This is a genomic window from Paenibacillus sp. Aloe-11 (assembly GCF_000245715.1).
Taxonomy (GTDB): Bacteria; Bacillota; Bacilli; order Paenibacillales; family Paenibacillaceae; genus Paenibacillus; species Paenibacillus kribbensis.
This window is the reverse complement of the sequence record NZ_JH601055.1, coordinates 26,135-51,124: the sequence shown is the minus strand read 5'-3', so window position 1 is coordinate 51,124 and position 24,990 is coordinate 26,135. Positions and strand designations below refer to the sequence as shown.

The 24,990-nt window shown below is 45.9% G+C and carries 25 protein-coding genes; 23 read left to right on the top strand and 2 right to left on the bottom strand.

Annotated elements, in window-relative coordinates; genetic code table 11:
• Positions 1–259: 259 nt before the first annotated feature.
• Positions 260–886: a transcriptional repressor LexA gene (lexA, locus tag WG8_RS13105; protein WP_007430665.1), complete on the bottom strand. Its 627-nt coding sequence runs from the start codon at positions 884–886 to the stop codon at positions 260–262.
• Between the two features lie 190 nt (positions 887–1,076).
• Here lexA and WG8_RS13100 point away from each other — a divergent pair, with 190 nt between their 5' ends.
• From WG8_RS13100 to WG8_RS13085, 4 genes are all read left to right on the top strand, one after another.
• Positions 1,077–1,457, top strand: a complete 381-nt coding sequence (locus WG8_RS13100; protein WP_043891062.1) for a LysM peptidoglycan-binding domain-containing protein — start codon at positions 1,077–1,079, stop codon at positions 1,455–1,457.
• Positions 1,458–1,564: 107 nt separating this feature from the next.
• Positions 1,565–1,771: a DUF896 domain-containing protein gene (locus WG8_RS13095; RefSeq protein WP_007430663.1), complete on the top strand. Its 207-nt coding sequence runs from the start codon at positions 1,565–1,567 to the stop codon at positions 1,769–1,771.
• 124 nt (positions 1,772–1,895) lie between these two features.
• Positions 1,896–2,405: a hypothetical protein gene (locus WG8_RS13090; protein WP_007430662.1), complete on the top strand. Its 510-nt coding sequence runs from the start codon at positions 1,896–1,898 to the stop codon at positions 2,403–2,405.
• Between the two features lie 139 nt (positions 2,406–2,544).
• Positions 2,545–3,363, top strand: coding sequence for an HAD family hydrolase (locus WG8_RS13085; protein ID WP_007430661.1), 819 nt, complete (start codon positions 2,545–2,547; stop codon positions 3,361–3,363).
• Positions 3,364–3,466: 103 nt separating this feature from the next.
• Here the strand turns inward: WG8_RS13085 and WG8_RS13080 are convergent, their stop codons facing one another.
• Positions 3,467–4,009: a 1,2-dihydroxy-3-keto-5-methylthiopentene dioxygenase gene (locus WG8_RS13080; protein WP_007430660.1), complete on the bottom strand. Its 543-nt coding sequence runs from the start codon at positions 4,007–4,009 to the stop codon at positions 3,467–3,469.
• Positions 4,010–4,289: 280 nt separating this feature from the next.
• On the opposite strand from WG8_RS13080, the gene metH reads away from it, so the two are divergent.
• The 19 genes from metH to WG8_RS12985 all read left to right on the top strand — a co-directional run bounded on the left by metH (position 4,290) and on the right by WG8_RS12985 (position 24,867).
• Entirely contained in the window at positions 4,290–7,730 is a 3,441-nt protein-coding gene (gene metH / locus WG8_RS13075; RefSeq protein WP_043891051.1) for a methionine synthase, read from the top strand.
• Between the two features lie 78 nt (positions 7,731–7,808).
• Complete coding sequence (gene rnz, locus WG8_RS13070) at positions 7,809–8,738, top strand: ribonuclease Z (protein ID WP_007430658.1); 930 nt, start codon at positions 7,809–7,811, stop codon at positions 8,736–8,738.
• Between the two features lie 512 nt (positions 8,739–9,250).
• Positions 9,251–10,057 carry a TIGR01457 family HAD-type hydrolase gene (locus tag WG8_RS13065; RefSeq protein WP_007430657.1) on the top strand — a complete coding sequence of 269 codons (807 nt, stop codon included), beginning with the start codon at positions 9,251–9,253 and terminating at the stop codon, positions 10,055–10,057.
• 67 nt (positions 10,058–10,124) lie between these two features.
• Positions 10,125–10,943 carry an Fpg/Nei family DNA glycosylase gene (locus WG8_RS13060; RefSeq protein WP_007430656.1) on the top strand — a complete coding sequence of 273 codons (819 nt, stop codon included), beginning with the start codon at positions 10,125–10,127 and terminating at the stop codon, positions 10,941–10,943.
• Positions 10,933–11,781: a deoxyribonuclease IV gene (locus WG8_RS13055; protein WP_198286457.1), complete on the top strand. Its 849-nt coding sequence runs from the start codon at positions 10,933–10,935 to the stop codon at positions 11,779–11,781. The genes WG8_RS13060 and WG8_RS13055 overlap by 11 nt, the downstream gene beginning before the upstream one ends.
• A 70-nt stretch (positions 11,782–11,851) precedes the next feature.
• Positions 11,852–11,998 carry a hypothetical protein gene (locus WG8_RS13050; protein ID WP_007430654.1) on the top strand — a complete coding sequence of 49 codons (147 nt, stop codon included), beginning with the start codon at positions 11,852–11,854 and terminating at the stop codon, positions 11,996–11,998.
• Entirely contained in the window at positions 11,995–12,309 is a 315-nt protein-coding gene (locus WG8_RS13045) for a thioredoxin family protein (protein WP_007430653.1), read from the top strand. The genes WG8_RS13050 and WG8_RS13045 overlap by 4 nt, the downstream gene beginning before the upstream one ends.
• Positions 12,306–13,079: an ABC transporter ATP-binding protein gene (locus tag WG8_RS13040; RefSeq protein WP_007430652.1), complete on the top strand. Its 774-nt coding sequence runs from the start codon at positions 12,306–12,308 to the stop codon at positions 13,077–13,079. Before WG8_RS13045 ends, WG8_RS13040 begins: the two co-directional genes overlap by 4 nt.
• A gap of 22 nt (positions 13,080–13,101) precedes the next feature.
• Positions 13,102–14,160 (top strand): SAM-dependent methyltransferase, encoded by a 1,059-nt coding sequence (locus tag WG8_RS13035; protein ID WP_007430651.1) that lies wholly within the window; start codon positions 13,102–13,104, stop codon positions 14,158–14,160.
• A 180-nt stretch (positions 14,161–14,340) separates the two neighbouring features.
• A complete protein-coding gene (locus WG8_RS13030; protein ID WP_007430650.1) occupies positions 14,341–15,843 on the top strand; it encodes a serine/threonine protein kinase in 1,503 nt (500 codons plus the stop codon).
• Positions 15,844–15,882: 39 nt separating this feature from the next.
• A complete protein-coding gene (locus WG8_RS13025; RefSeq protein WP_007430649.1) occupies positions 15,883–16,869 on the top strand; it encodes an SAF domain-containing protein in 987 nt (328 codons plus the stop codon).
• Positions 16,870–16,891: 22 nt separating this feature from the next.
• Complete coding sequence (locus WG8_RS13020; RefSeq protein ID WP_007430648.1) at positions 16,892–17,605, top strand: hypothetical protein; 714 nt, start codon at positions 16,892–16,894, stop codon at positions 17,603–17,605.
• Positions 17,602–18,459 (top strand): hypothetical protein, encoded by an 858-nt coding sequence (locus tag WG8_RS13015; RefSeq protein WP_007430647.1) that lies wholly within the window; start codon positions 17,602–17,604, stop codon positions 18,457–18,459. The genes WG8_RS13020 and WG8_RS13015 overlap by 4 nt, the downstream gene beginning before the upstream one ends.
• Positions 18,459–20,294 (top strand): ATPase, T2SS/T4P/T4SS family, encoded by a 1,836-nt coding sequence (locus WG8_RS13010; RefSeq protein WP_007430646.1) that lies wholly within the window; start codon positions 18,459–18,461, stop codon positions 20,292–20,294. The genes WG8_RS13015 and WG8_RS13010 overlap by 1 nt, the downstream gene beginning before the upstream one ends.
• The gene (locus WG8_RS13005; RefSeq protein WP_007430645.1) at positions 20,284–22,368 is read left to right on the top strand and encodes a hypothetical protein; all 2,085 of its coding nucleotides are present in this window, start codon (positions 20,284–20,286) and stop codon (positions 22,366–22,368) included. The genes WG8_RS13010 and WG8_RS13005 overlap by 11 nt, the downstream gene beginning before the upstream one ends.
• A 51-nt stretch (positions 22,369–22,419) precedes the next feature.
• Positions 22,420–22,899: a hypothetical protein gene (locus tag WG8_RS13000; RefSeq protein WP_007430644.1), complete on the top strand. Its 480-nt coding sequence runs from the start codon at positions 22,420–22,422 to the stop codon at positions 22,897–22,899.
• A 40-nt stretch (positions 22,900–22,939) separates the two neighbouring features.
• Positions 22,940–23,335 carry a hypothetical protein gene (locus tag WG8_RS12995; RefSeq protein ID WP_007430643.1) on the top strand — a complete coding sequence of 132 codons (396 nt, stop codon included), beginning with the start codon at positions 22,940–22,942 and terminating at the stop codon, positions 23,333–23,335.
• 1 nt (position 23,336) lies between these two features.
• A complete protein-coding gene (locus WG8_RS12990) occupies positions 23,337–23,891 on the top strand; it encodes a hypothetical protein (RefSeq protein ID WP_007430642.1) in 555 nt (184 codons plus the stop codon).
• Entirely contained in the window at positions 23,878–24,867 is a 990-nt protein-coding gene (locus WG8_RS12985) for a hypothetical protein (protein ID WP_007430641.1), read from the top strand. Before WG8_RS12990 ends, WG8_RS12985 begins: the two co-directional genes overlap by 14 nt.
• Positions 24,868–24,990: the final 123 nt, after the last annotated feature.

The window sequence follows — 24,990 nt, the reverse complement described above, 5'->3', positions numbered from 1 at the left end:
TATTAAAAGCAAAAAGAAGCGAATACCTATGATTCTAAGAATTTATAAAAAAAACGTATAGGTATAAAATGAGTGAACAATCCTTTGAAAGAGGGAGGATTTTTAAAGCTGATAAAATGGTCAAAGCCATAGCTTGCTGAAAAGGAAATAATAGTTATTAGTTACATAGATGAACATGAAATCAATACAAAACCGGCTTGCCCTAGGCAGCCGGTTTTTGAGGTAGTGGATAAAATAACGGGGAAGAAAAAGTGATAAATCAGTGGAAGTCCCGGAAGAGTCCTACAACCTTGCCCAAAATGCTGACATGCTTCAGGCGAAGCGGTTCAAAGGCTGGATTCTCTGGTTGAAGCCGGATATGATCTTTTTCTTTGTAGAAGGTTTTAACCGTTGCTTCATCTTCATCTGTCATGGCTACAACAATGTCACCGTTATCAGCAGTTTGTTGCTGACGTACAATTACATAGTCACCGTTAGCAATACCAGCTTCAATCATGCTTTCGCCTACAACAGATAACATGAATATTTTATCCTCACCAACAAAATGTTGGGGAAGAGGAAAGTAATCTTCGATATTTTCTGTCGCCGTAATAGGAAGACCGGCAGTTACTTTACCGACAACGGGAACACGACTAATGGAGTAATTAATCAAGTTGCTATTATCCGCCTCGTCTTGGCCAAGTAACTCAATGGCCCGTGGTTTCGTTGGATCGCGACGGATGAGTCCTTTTTTCTCTAAACGATCCAAATGACCGTGAACCGTAGAGCTGGAGGCTAATCCGACAGCCTCGCCTATTTCGCGTACAGAAGGGGGATAGCCCTTTAGACGCACTTCATTGCGGATAAATTCAAGAATGGCCTGCTGGCGGCTCGAAATCTTAGACATACCGTATCAACCCCATTTAGTAACGTTTGGGAAAATTATAGCATAGAACCTCCGTTCGCACAAACATAAGTTCTAAATAATCCCTAAAAATATTTGCGAACTTTTGTTCTATTGTCTATTGAACAAAACAAACGTTCGTGTTATATTGTGAAAAAACATAAGAACAAACGTTTGGAGGACGCAGCCAATGATGAGATATAGCACATATCAAAGTATTTTTCCGATGAATTTAGAAAAGATGCAGGAGAATCAAAAGAAAGGGAGCAAAGGATTTTTACAATTGATTGCACAGATGATTACCAATACTCTCTTACTTAAGCTTCTCATTCTAGTTATTGTTGTTTGGATTGCAGGTGCAGGCGTTTTGACAGTTTTCGCAGCACCTTCAGTTCCGAAGGTAGAGGTAACCAAGCTGACAGTACAGCCTGGGGACACATTGTGGCAGATTGCAATCAAACATAAACCGGAACGAATGGATACACGAGTATATATAGAAGGAATTGTACGGATTAACGGGCTGGAAGATCGGGGAGTGCAGGCAGGTCAGGTGCTCAAGCTTCCGTACTTCTGATCTATACACCGTTAGGGCTTGTTAGGGGCGTGATGTGGGAACCTTGACAAGCTCTTTTCTACATGTCAAAGTGTATTATATCTTTGCTTTTATGGAGGGGACATAATTTGGATATAGACAGCTTGGTACAGCGCATCAATGAATTAGCGCGCAAAGCAAAATCCGAGGGACTGACGGAAGAAGAAACTACAGAGCGTGCCAATCTTCGGGAAATTTATTTAGGTAACATTCGCCGTAATTTTCGGCAACAGCTTGAAACGATTGAATTTGTGGACGATGATACGCCAAAGGGTAATGGCGGGCTTAAGCATTAATGTCGCCAGAGCGACTTGACCTGCATAATTTGACTTTTGTTTTTAGGTATCTTTCGCGGTATCTATATAGATTTGCTTTCAAGCAAACGTTTTGATGCAATATATATGGGAAGGGAATTGACAGATGGCCCGATCATTTGAAAGAAAAGTACGCAAAAACACAGCGCATTTAAACAAAACGCGCAAAAAACAAGGCATGCAAACCATTAGCGGTACGGGTTCTGCAATGGATATTTTCCGCGGCCGTAATATTACTGTGCCTATCATGCTGGCTGGCCTTGCCGTATTATACATGCTGATGAGTTACTTTCTAACCAAGACCGGTATGAGAGGAATGGATTGGCTTGTATTCGGCTTGTACTTGATGCTGGCTGTTATCTTTTTCATCCGTCGTCCTTATTTGAAGGTCGGGAAGAATACGCTGTATATGCTAAAAGGCGGCAGAGAACGTCCCATGACGGCTGAGGATATGAAAGCCATTAAGATTGAAAAGGGCTACGTAACGATTGAAAGAAAAGGTAAGGGCGGCAACTTTATTTTAACAAAAACATTGGGTCGCTATGACACGGATGCCATTGCAGAGCGACTTGAGAAGTTTGCGCTATCCAATCAGGTGCAGGTTGAGAAGAAATAACAGATATCACCTGTAGCTCTGTATGTAAGGCCGCATGATGTTATTTCATATAACACGTTGCGGCCACTTGCTTAATGTGGGCACATCATATCGGAATGCTTGTGAGACGTAACTATGCACAACAGGTGTTACATATAACATGGAAAGAGAGTGGATAATTCAGATGGCGATTCAGGCGGTAATGTTTGATCTTGATGATACGCTTTTGTGGGATGAACGTAGTGTGGAAGAGGCGTTTGACGCAGCATGCCAGACAGGTTCCCGGGAAGCATGCGTTGATCCGAAGGCTCTGGAGGAAGCAGTCCGCAAGGAAGCACGCGCTTTGTACGAGTCTTATGAGACCTTTAGTTTTACTCAGATGATCGGCATTAATCCGTTTGAAGGGTTATGGGCGAACTTTTCGGCAGGTGAGCAGCCTGAGTTCCGTCAGTTGGAACAACTGGCTCCTGTTTATCGCAACGAGTCATGGCGTAGAGGTCTTCAGCAGCTAGGAATAGATAATGAGCAGCTGGCACAAAAGCTGGCTACCCAATTTGCTGCCGAAAGACGCGCACGTCCCCATGTATATGAAGAAACATTTGAAATTCTGGAGCATTTGAAAGGACATTACAAGCTGTTATTGTTGACAAACGGCTCCCCTGACCTACAACAGGAAAAACTGGATGGCGTACCTCAATTAGCGCCTTTTTTTGATCATGTTGTCATTTCAGGTTCGTTTGGTAAAGGAAAGCCTGATCCGTCTATATTCCAGCATGCTTTAGGGCTTCTTGGTATCAAGCCAGAACATGCTTTAATGGTAGGGGATAAGCTGACAACTGATATTCAAGGGGCTTTGGGAGCTGGTGTGCACTCCGTGTGGTTGAACCGAAACGCCAAAACCAATACGACAGAGATCAAGCCAAAGTTTGAAATCAAGCATCTGTCTGAATTGGATGGAATTATTCAATCGTTAAAGTAATAAATGAAGAGCTTTTTCCATAGAAACGAGTATTAAAAACTCCCTCCGCTCAGTGTGCTTTGAGTAGAGGGAGTTGTTTTATCTACAATAGGATAAGCTCGCATTAAGCTTTAATAAATGACGGATCTTCAAAAGGTTCGGCAATCCAGCCATTCTCTTCAATGAACAAGCGGACTGCGACGATCTTCTGATTTTCCATTAAGGTGAAGAAATGAGGGATATTTTCAGGTACAGAAATAACGTCACCCGGTGAAAGCTCTACATTGAAGTAGCCAATCTCTTCAGGACCTTTAATGATGAAAATACCTTTGCCGGCAACGATGGCACGGATTTCATCCTCGGTATGGGTGTGAATTTGTTCAAATTTGGCTAGCAGCTCGTCCAGATTTGGTGTTGCTTCAGATAAGGTGATAACGTCCCATATTTTATATCCGCGACGCGCGGCCAAATTCTTGATTTCAGGTTCAAAGGTTTGGAGAACAGCGGCTTTTTGCTCATCTGTTAGTATAAAATTTTCTTGCAGCTCCCCGGACAATTTGGAAACGTCCCAATGTTCATACAGGACTTCGTGACTTTCCAAAAATTCACGGACTTGTTCCTCACCGCTAATTCGTTCATTGGTATTGCGAATTAAAATTTCAGCCATGGGTTTATCCCTCTTTTCCACTTGGTTTAATATTGTATACAGGATATCATGTCTTGAATCGTTGCACAATACAGGATTACAACATTTTATGCTGAATGACTCTAGCTAAAAAATACGGATTAAAGCCTGTCTTTCTAACACAGCAAATTATAAAATGGATTACAGGAGTAGTTATTATAAAAGAGTAAGCTGCATAAAACGTATGTTTTTACTTCAATCTATCTAAATGATACGGTTTCTGCTAAACTAGGATTTAACGTTTTGCGGGGGTGAAGAGATTTTGGACAAAATTAGCTTGCAGGAAGCGTTACAACGAAGGATACTACTTCTTGACGGAGCCATGGGGACCATGATTCAGCAGGAGGATCTTTCCCCCGACGATTTCGGTGGGGAAGAGCTGGAGGGCTGCAATGAGATGCTGGTCTTAACGAGACCGGACGTCATTCAAGGCATCCATGAAGCATACTTGGAGGCCGGGGCAGACCTGATTGAAACGAACACATTTGGAGCTACATCTGTCGTTTTGGCGGATTATGATATACCAGAACGTGCACGTGAGATTAATCTGGCTGCGGCCAAGCTGGCGCGTAATGCGGTGGATAAATTCAACACTGCGGACAAGCCCCGTTTTGTTGTAGGAGCGATGGGGCCGACGACGAAAACCTTGTCTGTAACAGGCGGAGTTACGTTTGCGGAACTGATTGAGAGCTATCAGGAGCAGGCCTTGGCGCTGATTGAAGGCGGCGTGGATGCACTGCTATTGGAAACGTCACAGGATACACTTAACGTCAAAGCGGGAAGCATCGGAATTCGCCAGGCTTTTGAGCAGACGGGGATTGAACTTCCGCTAATGATTTCGGGTACCATTGAGCCTATGGGCACGACGTTGGCCGGACAAAATATCGAATCCTTTTGCATATCACTGGAACACTTGCATCCGGTATCGATTGGTCTGAATTGTGCTACAGGTCCAGAGTTTATGCGGGATCATATTCGTTCCCTTTCCGAGATGTCCTCAGCAGCGATTAGCTGTTATCCAAATGCGGGCTTGCCTGATGAAAATGGTCAATACCATGAATCACCTGAATCATTGGCTCGTAAAATGGCCGCATTCGCTGAAAAAGGTTGGCTCAACATTGCAGGGGGGTGCTGCGGTACCACACCTGAACATATTCGGGTTATGAGTGAACAAATGGCACAATTTGAGCCGCGTCCGCTGGCAGGTCATCATCCTCCAGCAGTATCCGGCATTGAGCCTGTATATATTGAACAGGACAATCGTCCTTATATGGTTGGTGAGCGAACGAATGTTCTGGGCTCCCGCAAATTCAAGCGTTTGATCGTGGAAGGCAAATATGAAGAGGCATCTGAAATTGCACGCGCTCAGGTAAAAAGTGGGGCACATGTCATTGATATTTGTGTGCAGGACCCGGACCGCGATGAAATGACGGACATGGAAGCATTTTTGAAGCTGGTTGTGAACAAGGTAAAAGTGCCTCTGGTGATAGATACCACGGATATTAAAGTCGTTGATAAAGCGCTGCAATATTCGCAAGGCAAGGCAATTATTAACTCCATTAATTTGGAGGATGGTGAAGAGAAATTTGAGAAAATGGCTCCGCTTATTCATAAGTACGGCGCGGCTGTTGTAGTCGGCACGATTGATGAACGCGGTCAGGCTATTTCGCGTGAGGATAAGCTGGAGGTAGCCAAGCGTTCTTATGATCTGCTGGTGAACCGTTACGGTCTGGCGGCGGAGGATCTCATTTTTGATACGCTCGTATTTCCAGTAGGTACAGGTGATGAGCAATACATTGGCTCAGCAAAGGAGACGATTGAGGGCATTCGCATTATTAAAGAAGCGCTTCCCGGGGTCCATACCATCCTTGGTATCAGTAACGTATCCTTTGGTTTGCCGGAAGCGGGCCGTGAAGTGCTCAATTCTGTCTATTTGTATGAATGCACCAAGGCAGGTCTGGACTATGCGATTGTAAACACAGAAAAGCTTGAACGTTATGCATCGATTCCTGAGCATGAGCGGAAGCTTGCCGAAGACCTGATTTATAAAACGAATGACGATACTTTATCTGCTTTTGTGGCAGCTTTCCGTAACAAGAAAGTAGAGAAAAAAGAAAAGGTATCCAATCTTTCGCTCGAAGAACGCTTGGCTTCTTATGTAGTGGAGGGAAGCAAGGAAGGACTGATTCCCGACCTGGAGCAGGCACTCGCCAAATATTCCTCGCTGGAGATTATTAACGGTCCGCTCATGAAAGGGATGGAAGAGGTAGGGCGCCTGTTCAACAACAATGAGTTGATCGTTGCGGAGGTGCTGCAAAGCGCTGAAGTAATGAAGGCGTCGGTTGCCTATTTGGAACCGTTCATGGAGAAAAATGAATCCTCGGTAAAAGGCAAGATTTTGTTGGCTACGGTTAAAGGTGATGTGCATGATATTGGTAAAAATTTGGTGGAGATTATTCTGTCCAACAATGGTTACCAAATCGTGAATCTGGGTATAAAAGTACCACCAGAACGCATTATTGAAGCTTACCGTGAAGAAAAGGCCGATTTGATTGGCTTATCCGGCTTGCTTGTGAAATCGGCCCAGCAAATGGTACTAACCGCCCAGGATTTGAAAAATGCGAATATTGATATTCCTATCATGGTTGGCGGAGCTGCTTTAACGCGTAAATTTACTAAAAACCGCATCCGTCCTGAGTATGATGGTCTGGTTGCTTATGCGAAGGATGCTATGGATGGTTTGGACATTGCCAATAAGCTGATGGACCCTGAGTCCCGCAAAAAAATGGCGGAGGAAATGGAGGCTGAACGAGAGGCAGAAGCCGCAACAGTCGTGGAAACCAAGCAGCTTCCTAAGCTTACTCGGGCTGTACGCTCTAAAATTGCTCAGGATTTGCCTGTCTATATTCCACCGGATACGGATCGCCATGTTCTGCGCAACTATCCGTTAAACTATATATTGCCTTATGTAAATATGCAGATGCTGATGGGGCATCATCTTGGCTTGAAAGGAAACGTCGAGAAGCTGCTGGCAGAGGGCGATCCCAAGGCGACCCAGCTCAAGGATACGGTGGACAGCATCATGTTTGAAGCTGTTACAGACGGAATTATTCAGGCACATGCCATGTATCGCTTCTTCCCGGCCCAATCGCAAGGAGATCAAATCCTGATCTATGACCCGTCTGATGTGAGCAAGGTATTGCACACATTTACGTTTCCACGTCAGCAAGTGGAGCCATACCTGTGCTTGGCCGACTTCCTGAAATCTGTAGAATCTGGAGTCATGGATTATGTAGGTTTTATGGTTGTGACTGCCGGTCATGGAATACAGCAGCTCTCTACCCAGTGGAGAGAACAAGGAGATTACTTGCGCTCTCATGCGCTTCAAGCGGTAGCGCTCGAAGTGGCAGAAGGTCTGGCGGAGCGGCTTCATCATATTATCAGAGACAGCTGGGGCTTCCCGGATCCTGCCGATATGACGATGAAGCAGCGGCATGGAGCCAGATATCAGGGCATTCGGGTATCCTTTGGTTATCCGGCATGTCCGGATCTGGAGGATCAGGGACCGCTGTTCCAGCTGCTAAAACCTGAGGACATTGGCGTTGAACTGACAGAAGGGTTTATGATGGAACCGGAGGCTTCTGTATCAGCCATGGTGTTCAGCCACCCTCAGGCGCAGTATTTTAACGTCGAAAAGGTTTAACACCTCTATCAGATAGGATAGCAAAGACCCTCCGAGCTTCGGAGGTTTTTTGCTGGTCAGTAGGAAGAAGGTTAACTTATGGAATTTTATTTTCTCGGTACGAATGCAGGGGTGCCTACGATTCAGCGGAATGTAACGTCCATTGCTCTTCGATTGCTGGAAGAACGAAGAAGCATGTGGTTATTTGATTGCGGTGAAGGCACTCAACATGAGATACTGCGTTCGCCGCTCAAACTCAGCAGGCTTGAAAAGATATTTATTACCCATTTGCATGGAGATCATCTTTTTGGTCTGCCGGGCCTGTTGTCGAGCAGGGCATACCAGGGAGGTACGGCCCCGCTGACAGTATACGGACCACCAGGGCTCAAGCAATATATTGAACTTTCTTTAGGAATCAGCCAATCCCGGATCAATTACCAGCTGCACATTGTGGAGCATACGGGCGGAGTGTTGTTTGATGATGGGCAATTTCGGGTGGAGTCAGCTCTGCTGGATCATCGGATCGATAGCTTTGGCTATCGAATTGTAGAGATGGATAAGCCCGGCAAGCTTAACCAGGAGCTGCTGGAGCGATACGGAATCAAGCCCGGTCCGATTTACGGTAAATTAAAGCGTGGAGAAAGCGTGGAGGTGGAGGGTGGCGTCATACTTCATCCTCAGGATGTCTTGGGCTCACCGAAAAAGGGGCGCATCATCACCATCCTTGGTGATACACGACCTTGTCCCAATACTGTAGTGCTGGCTCAAGATGCAACAGTTGTCGTTCATGAAGCGACTTTTCTGCATGAGCTGGCAGATACAGCATACGAGTATCATCACAGTACGGCGCTTCAGGCAGCGGAAGCTGCAAAAGCCGCAAATGCGGGGCAGTTAATACTGACGCATTTTAGTTCCCGATATAAAGATCAGGAACAGCTTGAGCCATTGCTGGAAGAAGCAAAAAGTATATTTCCCAATTCATTGCTTGCAGAGCAGCACGTGCTATTACCAGTACCCGATATCGGCTAATTAACGCTTGGAGTGTAGATATGCATGTGGGGGTGCCGGAGCTTGCTCCGGTGCTTTTGTTTTCCACCCGTAATTATTTTCCGGGAAAGCGCAGGATGCGACAAGAGACGAGAGCGGCCACTTGTTGGGATGGAGTGAATTTGTGATACCACATATGGAGGCGTGTTATATTTGATTTTCTATATATCGAATTTGAAGGACTTTATTTCTTTGAGCAAGTGAGGAAATACAGGGAAATTCCTTTGAAGACATGGTCTCTTCGATGGATTTCGACGCTGATGTAAACTTATTTCATGTGAAAGCAACGGCTTTTAGCGAGGAATGGCACTATTTTGGACGGTTTATCGGCAATTCATAGACTTCATTAGCATGTTTGACTTAAGATAGATAAGATGAAATAGAGATGTCAACTTATTTTATGACCTAAATGATTAAGGTGGTTAAATAAGTGGGGGGAACATCCTTCATAGGATGAATGATCATTTTGCGACGTTATCATGAATTGATTTGAAGTGGGGGAGGGGATTACGATAAAATCGTTACTGATTGATCTGGATGGTACACTTTATCATGGAAACCGGATGATCAAGGGTGCGGACCTGTTCATATCCCAATTGCGTACAGATCGGATACCATATGCGTATGTCACAAACAATGCTTCACGCACACCCGAATTGGTGGCAGAGCATTTGGTTGGTATGGGAATTGAAGCAGTCAGCCATGAAGTATATACTTCGGCGTTGGCAGCTGCACAATATGTTGCACAGCAGAGCCCAGGAGCACGTGTATATTGTATTGGCGAAACCGGATTACGCCAGGCGCTCACAGAGGCCGGGTTGCAGCTTGTTCAGGAGCAGCCGGATTATGTGGTGCAGGGGATAGATCGTCAATTTACATATGAAACACTGGCCGCTGCCATGCGCTGGATTCGGGAGGGAGCGACTTTTATTTTGACCAATCCGGATCTACAATTGCCCTCACATGATGGGTTAACGCCAGGTGCAGGAACGATTGGCGCTGCGATTGAAGCGGCTTCACAGGTAAAGCCAGTGGTTATCGGCAAACCTTCGAGCGTGTTGATGAACTATGCGCTGGATCGCTTGAATATTAGAGCGGATGAAGCTCTGGTTGTGGGCGATAATATGCTTACTGATATTGCAGCAGGTGCAGCGGCAGGTTGTAAAACAGCTCTGATTCTGTCGGGTGTGACGACCCGCGCGAATATGGAAGAACATATGCGCGCCGTTGGCGTAAAGCCTGACCTGATATTTGAAAATCTGGATGAACTGCAGGACTGGATCAAGGAAGAGTTGAAATGATAACCAACATACATTTAATAATGGTGAGAATTAAAAGCTATGTAGCTACGAAAGGAAAGATGTTGATATGCCGGAACTTCCTGAAATGGAAAACTACAGAACGCTATTGTCAAAACAAATTTTGGACATTCCTATTACTGGAGTGACGGTTAACCGTGAAAAATCCATTAATACTGACGTGGACACGTTTGAAAAGCATTTGCTGGGAGCGACCGTTGTATATTTAGAGCGTCGAGGCAAGCATTTGATTTTTCATTTAAACACGGGTGGGCGGCTTGTGCTGCACCTGATGCTGGGAGGACTGCTATATCTGGGAACGGAGGAGCAGCGCCCGAACCGTACGGTTCAGATTGAATTGGATTTTAGCGGTGTGAAGCTTTATTTTATTGGGCTGCGGTTAGGCTACTTACACTTGCTGACAGCTAAAGAAACAGAGGAGGCATTATCAGACCTCGGACCCGATCCGTTGGACCATCGAATGACGTTGGAAAAGTTCACAGCGCGTCTAAAGGGACGGCGGGGGATTTTGAAAACAACGCTGGTGAATCAACAGATTTTTTCGGGTATTGGCAACTGTTATTCGGATGAAATTGCTTATATCGCCGGATTTACACCGGGTTCCAAAGTACAAAATATCGTACAGTCACCGGAAAAAGTGGAAAAGCTGTATCATGCTACTCAATCCGTGCTGCGTGAAGCTACTGCGGAAGGCGGTTATATAGAAATGCCGCTGATGGAGGGAGACACATTAACGGGTGGCTTCGATCATCAGTGCCGGGTATATGACCGTGAGGGTGAAGAATCCCCAAGTGGCGGGAAAATTGTTAGGGTTGAGCTGGCGGGGAAAAAAGCATTTTATTGCCCGGTACAGCAGCATGATGCCTAAATTACTCATCGGCGCCCATGTGAGTACGCGTGGCGGCTTTTCCAAAGCTGCTATGCGTGCACAAGAGCAAGGGGGATATTCTTTTCAATATTTTCCGAAAAATCCTCGCAGTCTCAGGTTAAAGGAATGGAGTGCTACGGATGCTGCTGCTTGTAAAGCTTATTGCTCAAAGCACCAGCTTCAATCTATTGCCCATTCGCCTTATCCTGTGAATCCGGCTCTTGGTCGTGCGCGTGGTCAGGAGCTTTATGAGCTGACGGTTGCCTCATTGCGGAACGATCTGGACATTGCAGAAGCTTGCGGCTCGAGGGGGATTGTCGTTCACTTCGGGCATATGCATTCGTCTGACCCACTGGAGGGCTACCGAAATATCATTGGCTGTCTTGATGATGTACTGGAAGGCTGGCAGGGAAATGCCAAAATACTGATTGAGAATCAAGCAGGGGATCACGGACCGATGGGAACCACGCTGGAGGAAATGGTGCAAATCCGCCAGTTGTGCCAAAATTCCGACAGTATCGGCTTTTGTCTGGACACCTGTCATGCCTATGCAGCAGGTTTGTGGAACGGTGAAAAGGACGAGGCTTTGATTGAAAAAGGGGAGCGTCTCGGCTATTGGTCAGCCCTGTGCGGAGTTCATTTGAACGATTCCAAATATCCGTATGGATCTAAAAAAGATAGACATGCCCGCGTCGGGCAAGGCTGTATCGGTTTAGAGGGAATGCGTTGGATGACAGAGCAGAGGCCTGTAAGAGGTATTCCTGTCGTCCTGGAAAGTGAAACGGGAGATGATGGGACACATCGGGAAGATATTCAATTGGTTCTAAGCTGGCAGTAAATCAGTCTAACGGATCATGGATATCTTTGGGGCTTTTGAAGCTTTTTTTAGGGGAAAAGGAGGAGAGTTGATGATTTACCTGCATTCCTCCAGTCCGGAGGGACGGCGTGCTATGTATGAGCTGCTCTATGCCAACAAGCCAGAAGGAGTCATCGTGCATAATGGTCCGATACCCGAGGAACGTATGCGTGAGATCAGAAAAGAGTCGGAACGATGAGAGAGATAGGACAAAAAGAGGCACGTCGTGCCATATGGGAGGGATGCAAGCTGGCTTTGTTTGTGTACACTCCCATGTGTGGAACCTGCGCGGCTGCCCGTCGAATGCTCGAGGTGGCGGAGCATTTGCTTCCCGAAGGAGCAGTGTTGCAAAGCAACATAAACTATATTCCTGAACTGGTGCAGGAGTATCGAATTTCCAGTGTACCCGCGCTTCTTATATACAACGGCGAAAATGAAATTCCTGAAATCATCTACAAAATGGAATCTGTGGAACACTTGCTGAACAGGATAAGGAGCGTGATGGAATGATATCCATAAAGAACATCACATTGCAGCGGGAAGAAAATAAGATTTTGGACGATGTAAGTCTCGATATACGGGAAGGCGAGCATTGGGCGATTCTGGGGCGCAACGGTTCTGGTAAAACAACATTGCTGGAAATGATGACAGGATACATGTTTCCCAGTCGTGGCACGGTCGAGGTGCTTGGACAAACCTATGGTCAATGTGACGTGCGGGAAGTTCGCAAGCAGATCGGTTATATTAGCCAGACATTGCTGGAAAAGCTAGCGTTAAAAGATCCGGTATGGGAAGTGGTCGCTACCGGTGCATATGCTTTTTTGCGTTTTTATCAAGAGATTCCGACAGAGGCAAAGGAAAAAGCCGTATCTTTGTTGGAGGGGATGAATTTAGGCGGTCTGATGCATCATCCGCTGGGGACATTATCTCAAGGAGAGCGCAAAAAGGTCATGCTGGCTCGTTCACTGATGGCGGAGCCTCGTTTATTGATTATGGACGAGCCTTGTGCCGGGCTTGATTTATTTGAACGGGAAAAAATGCTGGTTGAGATTGATCGGCTCCGTCAACGGGATTTGTCAGTGGTTTACGTAACGCATCACATTGAGGAGATTGTCCCTCTCTTTACGCATGTGGCGTTGATCCGTGATGGCAAGGTTGCAGCAGCGGGACCCAAAAAAGAAGTTTTAACGAAAGAATTGATTATGCACACGTATGAAGTTCCAGTTGAGCTGGATTGGGATGGAGAACGTTCCTGGATTCGGGTGTGCAATGGAGGGTAATGTTACTTTGGAGGAACAATACATGCGTACAGATGAACAGGGTGTGGCCGCCTTGTCATCGTCAAGATTTATTTGTACGGCTAATCATGGCTTTGCGCCCTACGCTCAAGAGGAGCTTAGAAGATTATTTGGCTCTGTGAAAAGTACAGTACTATTGCCTGGAGAAATTTTTCTGGCTACATTACCTGCGGGAGCCAGTGAGGCTGTAGGGACGATCACAGGTCAGCCGCCGATGTTTTTGCGACACTTGTTTCCTGTACATTTTCAGGAGGAAGGAACAAACTTGGCCCAGGTGCTGGAGCATCTGGTTGCATTTATCCGTAACCGCCGGGAACTGATAGATCAACGTGTCTCTTTGCAAGTGCGCAAAGGAGCTAACAGCAGTTGGACTGAAAGCGCAGGCGCGCTCAAGCAGGCTTTAAGTGAACAATTAAGTGATCTACCTATGGAGCAAACGGTACAAGGGGCCGACGTAATTGTATCCGTTTTTGCGGATACGGATACGTGGTATGCAGGCGTATCACACCCTCAGGACAATCTTTCAGATTGGAGCGGAGGCGCGGTTCGTTTTCAGAAGGAGGAGGGACAAATTTCTCGTGCCAAATTCAAGCTTTTAGAAGCGGAAGCGACATTTGGTATTGATTTTGGTGCCTTTCATCAAGGACTGGATATCGGGGCAGCACCGGGTGGGTGGACTTCCTTCTTACTGGAGCGAGGGCTTAAGGTAACGGCGGTTGATCCGGCCAAGATGGAGCCGTCGCTGATGAAGTATGCCAATCTGACTTTTTTGCGCAAAAATGCGAGTGAAGTCAAATTTAAAGAGAACACGTTTGATCTGCTGGTTTGTGATATGAGCTGGAGTCCGAAGCAGATGGCAAGGCTCGTAACTGATTTGCTGTATAGTTTGCGGAGCGGGGGTACTGCTATCGTAACGGTCAAGCTAATGCATAAAAAGCCTTTGGCGCTCATTCATGATGTGATGGCTTCATTCGAGCAGTCTGGCATGCAGATTCAGCGGGCTAAGCAGCTATTCCATAACCGAGATGAGATTACCCTGTATATGATCAAGTATGGAAAATAATACTTTACAATGAGTACAGGTCTGCTATATAATAAAACCAAATTGTTCCTTAAAAAATAATAATCACGTTTTAATAAAGGGAAAGCATCCCGCAGATCATTTTCATGGTGACATGGAGATTTTGTTTTGCGGCGGCTTTCCCTTTTTTGCGTTGTTTGCTTATAGAAGGGAGGTGGAAGGATGATGCAGAAGCCATCACGATTGGAATACGGATCTATAGTCGGTGAACGTTACCGAATTGTTCGCACGTTGGGTACAGGAGGAATGAGCCGTGTATTCATGGCAGAGGATTTGAAGCTGCCAGGCAAGCAATGGGCGGTGAAGGAGTCGGTTGCCGAGCCGCAAATGATGAAGCTTATACGGACGGAAGCGGAAATGCTGATTTCATTAAGCCATCCACGCCTACCGAGAATTGTTGATTTCTTCGAGCATCTGCCATCTGGTGCGGTATATCTGGTTATGGATTACATTGAAGGCATGACGCTGGAAGCCTATATGAAGGGCTACCAAGGTCATATCCCACAGAGGGAAATCATTCCATTTGCTTTGCAGGTGCTGGATGTGTTGGATTATTTGCATACCCGTCAGACACCAGTCATATACCGTGATCTGAAACCGACGAATATTATGCTGACCCCGGAAATGGAATTTAAGCTGATTGATTTTGGGATCGCGCGGAGCTATAAGGCAGAACTGAATCAGGATACGGTAAAGCTGGGAACCGTGGGCTTTGCAGCCCCGGAGCAATATGGAGCAGGCCAGACGGATGCTCGCTCAGACTTATACAGTTTGGGAGCGTTGCTGTTATATCTCTGTACGGGTGGCAAATATAGCGAGTGGACTTCAGGAGTAGAAAGATATATTCGCGGGGAATTACCCCGCCATTTGATTCCAGTGATTCGAAAGCTGCTGCGGCAGCATCCTGAGGAACGATTTCAATCTGCCGGAGAGGTCATTGAAGAACTGCGACGAAGTGCAGAGTTTCAGCCTGCTCAACATGGAGCATCCGTTAGTGAACCTTCAAATACTTTATTGGAATACGCAGGTACAAGGGTAGTAGCTGTGCTCGGTGTGTCTTCCGGCTCCGGTGCTACACATACGGCAATTGCGGTGAGCCACTACCTGGCCCGAAGAAGTCGCTCCGTAGCTTTGGTTGAGCTGCACAGCACAGCCAAAGCGTTTGCCCGGCTTCAAGCAGTGGTAGAGGGCGCGCCTGCTGGACGAACGAGTTCGAGTCGGCGTTTTGAGGTGGACGGAGTACATTATTGGCGGCAGACATCTCGTGCGGACGTTATCTCTTTACTAGGCGGTTCCTATAGATTTATCGTTCTGGATTTGGGGAGTGGACAGGATAATGAGCGACTGGAGGAATTTTTGAGAGCCGATTACCCGCTTGTCGTTGGTTCAGGAGCGGAATGGAGAGCTCAAGAGATAATCGGGCTGGCCCGATCGCTTCAGCGCCATCCGCAGCATAAATGGAATTACTGCTTGCCGTTGGCGCCCTTGGAGGCAGTTCGCAGGCTGCGTAAGGAACTAGATCATGATAAAGTATTTGCTCTACCATTCCATTCTGACCCATTCGAGCAAGATGGTGAGATGGATCAGGTGCTGGACGAGCTGTTTCGCGGTGCCATTCCGGATACCCGGAAAAAACGCTTCGGATTTCTAAAACGCCAGCGCTAAATCAAAGATATATATCAAAAAAGGCAGGGGAGAAGCTGTGTGTCCAAGCTAAGAAAGAGCAGTAAGCAAAAGCTATACGCCGGTTGTATTGGAGCGGGTATAGTTAGCATTATTTTTGTAGGCTACCTTATCGTTAACACCCATCAAATGAATGAGGTCAGGAAACAGGCCGAAGTAGACGCAGAACTAAAATGGAAAGTGTATGAACAAGAGCAACGCACTGCGAAAAAAGGCTGGGCTGTTATTCGTGACATATCACCGGGCGAACAGATTACAGCTAATGATTTGAAGGGAGTTACGGTCCCTGGTTCTCAGGCTCCGGCAAATTTGGTGACAGATAAAAATGAAGCTTCCGGCACTACAGCCAAGATTGAATTGAAAAAAGGGTCTGTGCTTACGTCTGCAATGGTAATTGTTGATGAGCCCGCATCTAAAGATTTACGCAACCGTGAGCTAAAGGTGGTAGTACTGCCCAGCAACCTGAAGCAGGGAGACGAAGTGGATATCCGCATTCAATTTCCAACGGGCCAGGATTATATTCTATTGTCCAAAAAGAAAATTTCCAGGCTGGAAGGCCCTGTCGTCTGGGTCACTATGAATGAGCAGGAAATATTATCGTTTTCAAGCGCAATTGTTGATGCCTATCTGCATAAAGCATCCATCTATGCGCTGACCTATGTCGATCCTGAGTTCCAGCCGAAGGCGATCCCAACTTATCCGCCTAATGCCCAAGTGTTAGCACTCATGAATAGTGATCCGAATGTGCTACGCGTGGCGGAACAAAAGCTGTCCAAGCAGTTGCGGAATTCTCTTGAAAATGCAATTAATTCATCAAACAATGTCATTTCGACACCAATAGAAAGAAGTCTGAGTGAGGAAATTGCAGCTCAGCATACGGATACAACTGTAGGAGATGCATCTGACGGGAGTAAGGGTATAGGGAATGGATATGGAATCGGGCAGGATCATAAAGAACAGGCTGAAATTTTGACGCAGGGTGGAAGCTCTGATCCGTATGCCAAATAAATAAAAGAAAAGGAACGGAAGCATGAAAACTTGGATATTTGCCGGACTTTGTGACAAAAGCGATACCTTGTTATACATCAGCAGCATATTAGCTGCTTCCGGCCAACAGGTGCTGCTTGTGGATGCTACGCTGCGGAAACAGTATCGATATAGCATCGGGATGCTCGATAAACCACTTCCCATTATACAGTTTAATGGTTTTGATGTGGCGACTGGTTTTACAGCGTGGGAAGATCTTAACATCGGTATGATGGCTGATCTAAAGGCAGAGAAGGCTTATGACATTGTAATTTTGGACGTGGAGTCAGCGGATTTTTGCCCCATATCTGCTTGGAAAAGGGCGGAACAGCGAATTTGGGTCAGTGATTATAGCCGAATGCAGATGCACAACGGACGGATGTGGCTAGAGCGTCTGTTCGGCCAACCTGGATTTCCCAAAGATCTTGCATTTGACAAATTATTTTTACAAGCCGTGGATTGTGGTGTAGAGGAGCCGTACTTGTGGGATTACATGAACGGTTTTCCTGCCTTCTGGCAGCAAGAGCCGTATGTATTGCCATGGGATGAGGGACATCTTGCCCTGAAGCTGGAAAATGAGCATAAACAGCAGCTTCAACTAAAACCGCTATCCAGAATGTATAAGAAAGAATTGTGTCGTTGTATTGGAGAATGGATGGGCTGGGAATTTAAAGAGAGCCGACGTGCGCTAAAGCGTGCGGAAAGGAGGAGAGCATGAGCACTGTTTTATTTTGGAGCCCAATTAAGGGAGCGAGTGGAAGTAGCTCATTGGCGGTGGCAATAGCAGTTACCATAGGCAATCTATATAGAGGAAGATTACTATTGACCCATCTGGGACGTAGACATACGGGAATTGAATCAGGATTCCCTATACAGGAGCATCGTATGGATGATCCAAGTTTGCGGCTTCAGGAAGGTGGTTGGGATGCTGTCGCACGGTTAGTACTGCGTGGAACATTGTCTAGAGAAAATATTTGTAATTATACGACACCTGTACTGGAACAGACTCTGGATGTGCTTGAGGGAACCTCCAGCTTTGGAGCTGTTCCACCACTGTTATCCCCTGGACTTGTACGAACAGTCATGGACACGGCGGATCAATATTATGATTTGACGCTGGTTGATGCAGGAAGTGGAGCAGGGTGGGGATCTGTACAACATGAAGCATGTGCGGGAGCCAAGCTGGCTGTTCTGTCGCTGACTCAGAATATGCGAGAGCTGGATGCTTTTTTTGAATCTGTATCTCCGCTATCCACTTACTCGGCATTGCCGTTATTAATGGTACTCGGGAAATATGATGTGCATTCTCAAGCAAGTGTAGCGAATATCCGCAGGAGATATGGCTACAAGGGAGCTTTATATACGGTTCCTTACAGTACTGAATTTATGGACGCGTGGAACCGCAGGGATGTGGTAGGCCATGTACAGCGTGGCGTGCGAAGTGGGAAAGAGCCGCATCGCAGGCTTTTTACACCTATCGGATGGGAGCAGAGCATACGGCAGATCAGTAAAGCTATTCTAGAGGCGGCAGAATCCGATCTTCGGCTCAAGGCTTTGGAAAGGGGCGCTTGATGCTGTCTGCTCAATTGATCAATGGATTGATACTTGCTTGCATTATACTGCTGGGCATCGTATTGATTATCGTTAAATATCGAGGAAATATTCACTCGCGTCATTCAACCTCGCGGGTCGGCAAAGAGAATGAAGAGGCTACATTGGAAATTCTGATGGAGTATATCAAAAATGCACTTCATGAACTAAGTCATAGCCAAATGGCGGATGTCGGGTTGCATGAAGAGGAATACAGAAGGCGTATCCATCAAAGAGCGGAGCTGCGCAGAGCGTTAAAGGACTGCGCCAATGGCAGTAGTGGCGATAAACGTTTTGTTAAAAATCTGATGGCTGAACTGCTGATTAACGGCTATGGCTTGAACGAAAAAATCGTAGATTCCGTTATGCCATTTTCCAGACCTGAGTCATTAAGTATACAGGATCAATTCGAAATTTTCTTTTACCAATACCAGCAAAAGTATGGCGCTGACGCCCTGTCGCGTTTACTGGATACTTATGACTTGGCCGAAATGAGATATTCACAGCCACATGAAGAGGATGGAAGCTATCTCGTCACGGGAGAGGATATCCGTTATATCTATGACTGTGAACACCGCCCCCTTTCCTTTTTAGAGAAGGTGGATATTATTGTGCAGCGGATTTATCAGCATTATAAAGGCTTTTCCGTCATTGATGATATACGTGATCAGCGGATTGACGGTGTAAGCGGGGGCGTTAGTGGCATGCCAAAATGTGGGGCTCCTGCGTCGGCGGACTGGCCTTCGGATCGGTATACATTAGAACAAGCATCTGAACCTACTGCAAATGGTTATGAGAGTGTGTGGATTTTTTATAAAGGAAAAACGATTCATCTTTCGTTTCTTTCCTTTGGTTCAGAGCGTGAGCTTAAACGGGTGTGCCAAAATATTTATAAATATAATTACCCGGGACAGCTTTCCGAAGCCAATGGTTATAAGGTAAACGAAATGAAGGATGGGTCACGGGTTGTGGTAGTCAGACCTCCGTTCTCTGAATCGTGGGCTTTCTTTGTCCGTAAATTTGATATCCAAAGCGCATCGCTGGAGCAGTTAGTTAAGGGTGAAAATGCTGATTTTCCGATCCAGCTTCTTTCTTACTTAATGAAAGGCAGCCGGATTACTGCAATTACAGGCGCACAGGGTTCAGGTAAGACGACGCTATTGATGGCGATGGTTAAGCATATCTATGCTTCGTATACGCTTCGTGTACAGGAAATGGCCTTTGAGTTGCATTTGCGTAGCATCTACAGTCGCCGTAACATTCTTACCTTTCGGGAAACCGACCATATTTCAGGGCAACAAGGGCTTGATTTACAGAAAAAGACGGATGGAACCGTCAATATCCTTGGCGAAGTAGCGAGTGATGAAGTGGCTGCTTGGATGATCCAGATGTCGCAGGTTGCAAGTCTGTTCACCATTTTTACTCATCATGCCAAAACATTTCGTGATCTTGTATTCTCGCTTCGTAATTCATTGCTCAAAACTGGAGTATTTCAACATGAAGGCATTGCTGAGGAGCAGGTAGTTCATGTCATTAACTTTGATGTGCATCTTAAGCGTGATGCGGAAGGGCGCCGTTATATTGAACGAATTACAGAATGTGTGCCGCATGACCCGGATCACATAGATACTGGCTCCAATGCTTCGGCGAATTATAGCTATCGGCATGTAATGGAATACCGGAATGGGTGTTATATGCCAATGGAACCGCTAACCGCCAAAAGCGCAAAGGAAATGTGTGAGCAGATGAATGCCAAGGACGCCAGTGATTTCCGCCGTTTTTTGACCCGTTATTGGGAGGAAGAATATGAGTCTTAAAGAGATGTTATTGTGGATTTTACTCATTTCAGGTGGGGGCTTTGTGCTTCTATATACAGCTTTGTGGTGGCTGCACAAACGCAATAATCGTGCAGTCCGCATTGGACGAATTCATTCTGTGCGGGAAGGGCGGAAGGGAAAAGCGGTACTGCAACGGGAGATACAAGCCTTATTGCACAAGCTATACACGCTGGGCATGGGAGTGCCTGTCCTTTCCGAATACATCAAGAGCGTACGTAAGCGTCTATCTGGTTTGCATGCCTACGATGAGTACAAGCTACGCCTACAGACTATGAGGATGACACTGTTCATCTGGGGAGCTTTTATTTGCAGCGGCATCGTGCTGTTAATGATGAAACCCGGATTAGAGTTTGCTGTATTGGCCCTTTTATGCGGCGTGGTAATCAACAGCCTCTTCTTGGATGTGGCCATTAGCCGGATGGAAAAAAGACTGCTTGCACAGATGACCGAACTGTTCGCCAATGTGCGTCATCATTATCACCAGCATGGCATGGTAGAGGAAGCCATTTCAGAAGCGGCCGATTTGGCCGGGGCCGAGGCTGGAAGACACGCACGACTCATTCATGAAGCGCTGACAGATGTTGATCCGCATGAAGCATTGGAAAGATACTATGAGTCTGCTCCTAACCGATTTTTAAAAGCCTTTGCTGGTATCTCATATATGGTGATGGAGTTTGGTGACCGGAATGAGGAGGGCGGCTCTATCTATTTGAAGGGACTTGGCAGTCTTGCGCGCGAAATCCAGCTGGAGATGCTGCGGAGAAATAAACTGGACTATCTGCTCAAAAGTTTGAACGTGATTGCACTGGCCCCCGTTTTTTTTACAATACCGATTGAAAAATGGGCGAGATCCAGTTTTCCATCCATGGATGATTTTTATCAAGGGAAATTGGGATATATTACAAAATTATCTGTCTATATTGTAATTATTTTATCTTACTTTCTGTTACAAAAGCTGCAACAGACCAACGAAACAGGTTATCGTGCGGGTCGGGGCCGTTATGTCTGGGAGCAAAGGCTATACCGTTACCCCATCATTCATAATGTAGTAGATGCTTTAATTCCGCGGCCGCAGGCATCCTCTTATTTCCAGATAACCCGCCTGCTAAAGGAGAGCGGCGCGGAGATTAAACTGGAATGGCTGTACATACGGAGGATTGCTCTTTTCATTACAGGATTGGTGCTGAGCATCAGTACGGTATTTATTTTACATGAAGCTGAGAAAACACATATTCTTTACGCTCCTGTCCAATCGGGTCAAATGTTTGGACGTTTAAATCCCACAGAGGAAAAAGAAGCTTTGAAGCAGAGTGAGGTTGACCGCAAAATCATGTACCTACTTAACATGAGAGCGGAAAGCACATATGAGCAGACGTATGCAGCTCTGGAGCGTAATGCAGGTGGCACAGCAAATGCGGATCAGCTATCTAAAAATACACGCCGCATCCTCCAGAAGCTGGAAGCGTGGAATGAGGAATACATCAAGTGGTGGGAAGTGCTGATCGGTTTGGTTGTTGGATATGCAGCCTACCAAATGCCTGTGCTTCTGTTATATTTGCAACGAAAAATGCGTCGGTTGGATATGAGGCATGAGGTATATCAGTTTCAAACGGTCATTTCTATTTTGCGGGTCATGGAACGAATGTCTGTCGAGGAAATATTGGAGTGGTTGAATCGTTTTTCGGTTATTTTCAAGAGGCCATTGCAAAAATGCTTGCTTCATTATGAACACGGACCCGAGGCAGCTCTAGATTTGTTGAAAGAAGAAGCGCCTTTGCCGGAATTTCAACGTCTGGTGGACAAGCTCCATTTGTCTTTGGGCAAAATTACGATTCGCGAGGCCTTTGACGATTTGGATTCTCATATGTCCTACTATTTTGAACAAAGAAAACAGGAGTATGAAAAAATGATAGACAGCAAGGCCATCTGGGGTAGGATGATTGGTTTTGCTCCAATGTACAGTCTTATCTTTTTATATTTGGTGATTCCATTGATCGGCATGAGCTTTGTTCAAATGGATAGCTATTATGAGCAGATACAAAAAATTCAGTAAGTAAGCTCTATGATTACCCATACGATATAACAAACTAAGGAGAGAAAAATAATGAATAACGCATCAACTGCCTTAAAGGTAGCCGCCGGTATATTTTTGACTATCGCCCTCATTACAATTGTAGTCATTCTGTTTATTTCAGCTCAGGAGGCGACCAAAACGGCACAAAATAATTTTGCTGATATTCAGACGGAATTGTCTCAAGCCTCTTTTACAGTATATGACGGTACAACGATTAGCGGATCTCAGGTAACTAATGCGCTACGCAAGTTTCAGGGCAAGGACCAATTCGGTATTCAGATTAAAACCGGCAAAAATATGGCAGGGCAGTGGTACGGTAATGCTTTGAACATTAGCCCGGACAGTGAACAGTATGGTGCAGTGAACGGTGGAAGTGATAAGACGGGAAAAATAGCGAATACGCTGAATGAGAAAGAAAACGAATACGTCAATCCAAGCGGTAAATTCAAGGCCGAAATCGTCAAAGACAAATCGAATGTTGTACGCGGCTTGCTATTTACCCAATCCTAAACGCTACAGTGGAGATCATAATGAGTAGGGAGATGGGTGCATGTCTGATCACGCTTCGAGCATGCTGCGGCTTGGTGTATCACTTATTTTGTTCATAACCGCATGTACGGCAGCAGCAGACTTGTCCAGTCAGATGAGTATGGCACTGGAATTAAGATCACAGCAGGAGGAGCGTTCCGAGGGGCGGATATCCCGTACTGCGGAGGCGGGCATGCCGGAACGGATTCAAGGGACTCAGGTTATTCAGGCGATCCGCATGAATTTACAGGATGGAATTTCGGTTCAAGTCGACGGGACGGAGTACGATGTGTATTCCGAACCGTTTGAGCCTGATGTATCGGCTTTAAATGCTTCCTCTTTGTATTCCATGTACCCACAACGTAATCAGCATGGAGAGATCATATCTGTATGCTTTGAGAAATTGGAGGAGGACTGAAGTGGTTCAATCAATATCCAAGCTGTTGGGGGCCCTGCTCGCTGTATTGCTTTTGTACATCGTACCCGCAGCTCAAGCTGCTGAACGGCAGGATGATATATCGGGGCTGAATGTTTATCATTCAACGGTACGTTTTGTAGATATGGTAAGAACCAAGGGCTACATTACACCGACGATGTATAACGATTTTATGCGTGAACTGGAGCTTACAGGCAATACGTATGAAGTTGATCTGGAGCATATGCACAAAAAATATGTACCGGAATATGCAGATGCCTCGAAGCCGGATAGTTTTCTGGGCAATTATGAAACGGTATATGATGGGTACTACGACGCGCAAATCTTGCCTGTCCTTTTTCCTGACAATCAGCAGCCAAAGTCAGACCAGACACGTCGATATACCTTGATGGCAGGGGATTATTTTACAGTGCGGGTGCATAACACAAATCGGACTCCTGCGGATTTATACGAATCATGGCTTCTGGGTGGGAGCGATAGCGGAAAGCCGGCAGTTACAGCTTCATACGGAGGTTTGGTTCTGAATGAAGATTACTGATTTTGCAGTTATATTTATCCTGCTGTTTTTGCCCTTTGGTGTAATGAATGATTTGCGGGTACAAAATCAGCGTGAAGTGCAGCAGTTGGAAATGAAATATACATCGGCTCTCCATACCGCAGTTCAGGATGCAGGTGTCGTACTCTCCCAAAATGAGCGTCAGGAACGGGAGGCTGGATACGGATCGGACAAGTTTTTTCGTGTTGATAAGGAAGAAGCGCTAAAGACGTTCCTGCATACCCTTTTTCTAAACATAGGTATTGATGGGGATACAGTAGCACAACGCGCTTTATTGGATTATATACCCGCCATTGTGATTTTGGATTATGACGGTTATTATACGTTTGCCTCAGAAACCTATACAGATGAAGATGGACAATCTGCGATAGGTCCCAAATGGAGTGAAAAAAGGCCTTTTGCCTATGCTGATTCAGCGGGTAATAGTGTGGGATTCACTTTGGATAATTATGTACATGCGTATGATTCGCAGAATCACAGGTGGGTGGAAGGCTTTCAAAAGGAGCTTCAGGGTCAAACCAGCATTTCGTTGCTGAATAATTCCGAAACGTTTGAGCAAGTACGACGTTCCACCATCGTTCATAGTGTTCAGGAAGACCTGGCCCGCCTGATTAATCTCCATAACCAAAAGGCAGCACGCAACGGCGTAGCCTATACGTTTACACTGCCGACTATTCCGCAAGAAGAGTGGTATAACACGATAGATGATGTGGGGTTGATGGCGTTTATCCAAGGCATTCCGGTCGGTGACAGATTTTACAATAACTATGGATTTGGTGGTGGAAGAGTCGTTAGAAAGCAAGCTATTATCGGTGGCTTAGAACCGGATACCGGAATGAAATATTTTTACAGAGATTCCTGTCCAGCACCCTTTCAGGCTAGAGAACGTTTTTCAGATGAAAAATCTGCTGCTGCTGCGGGGTACTTCGAGTTTAAATGTAATAACGGCTTACAATAATCACTCTGACGAGTGGTTTTTCTTTTTTTATAGGAAAGTCCGCATTAAAAACCTTAAAATTCGTTATTTTCAATGTTCCGATAAGGCTGCTGAATGTGCTACAATAAGGCTTTGAAAGAAAAC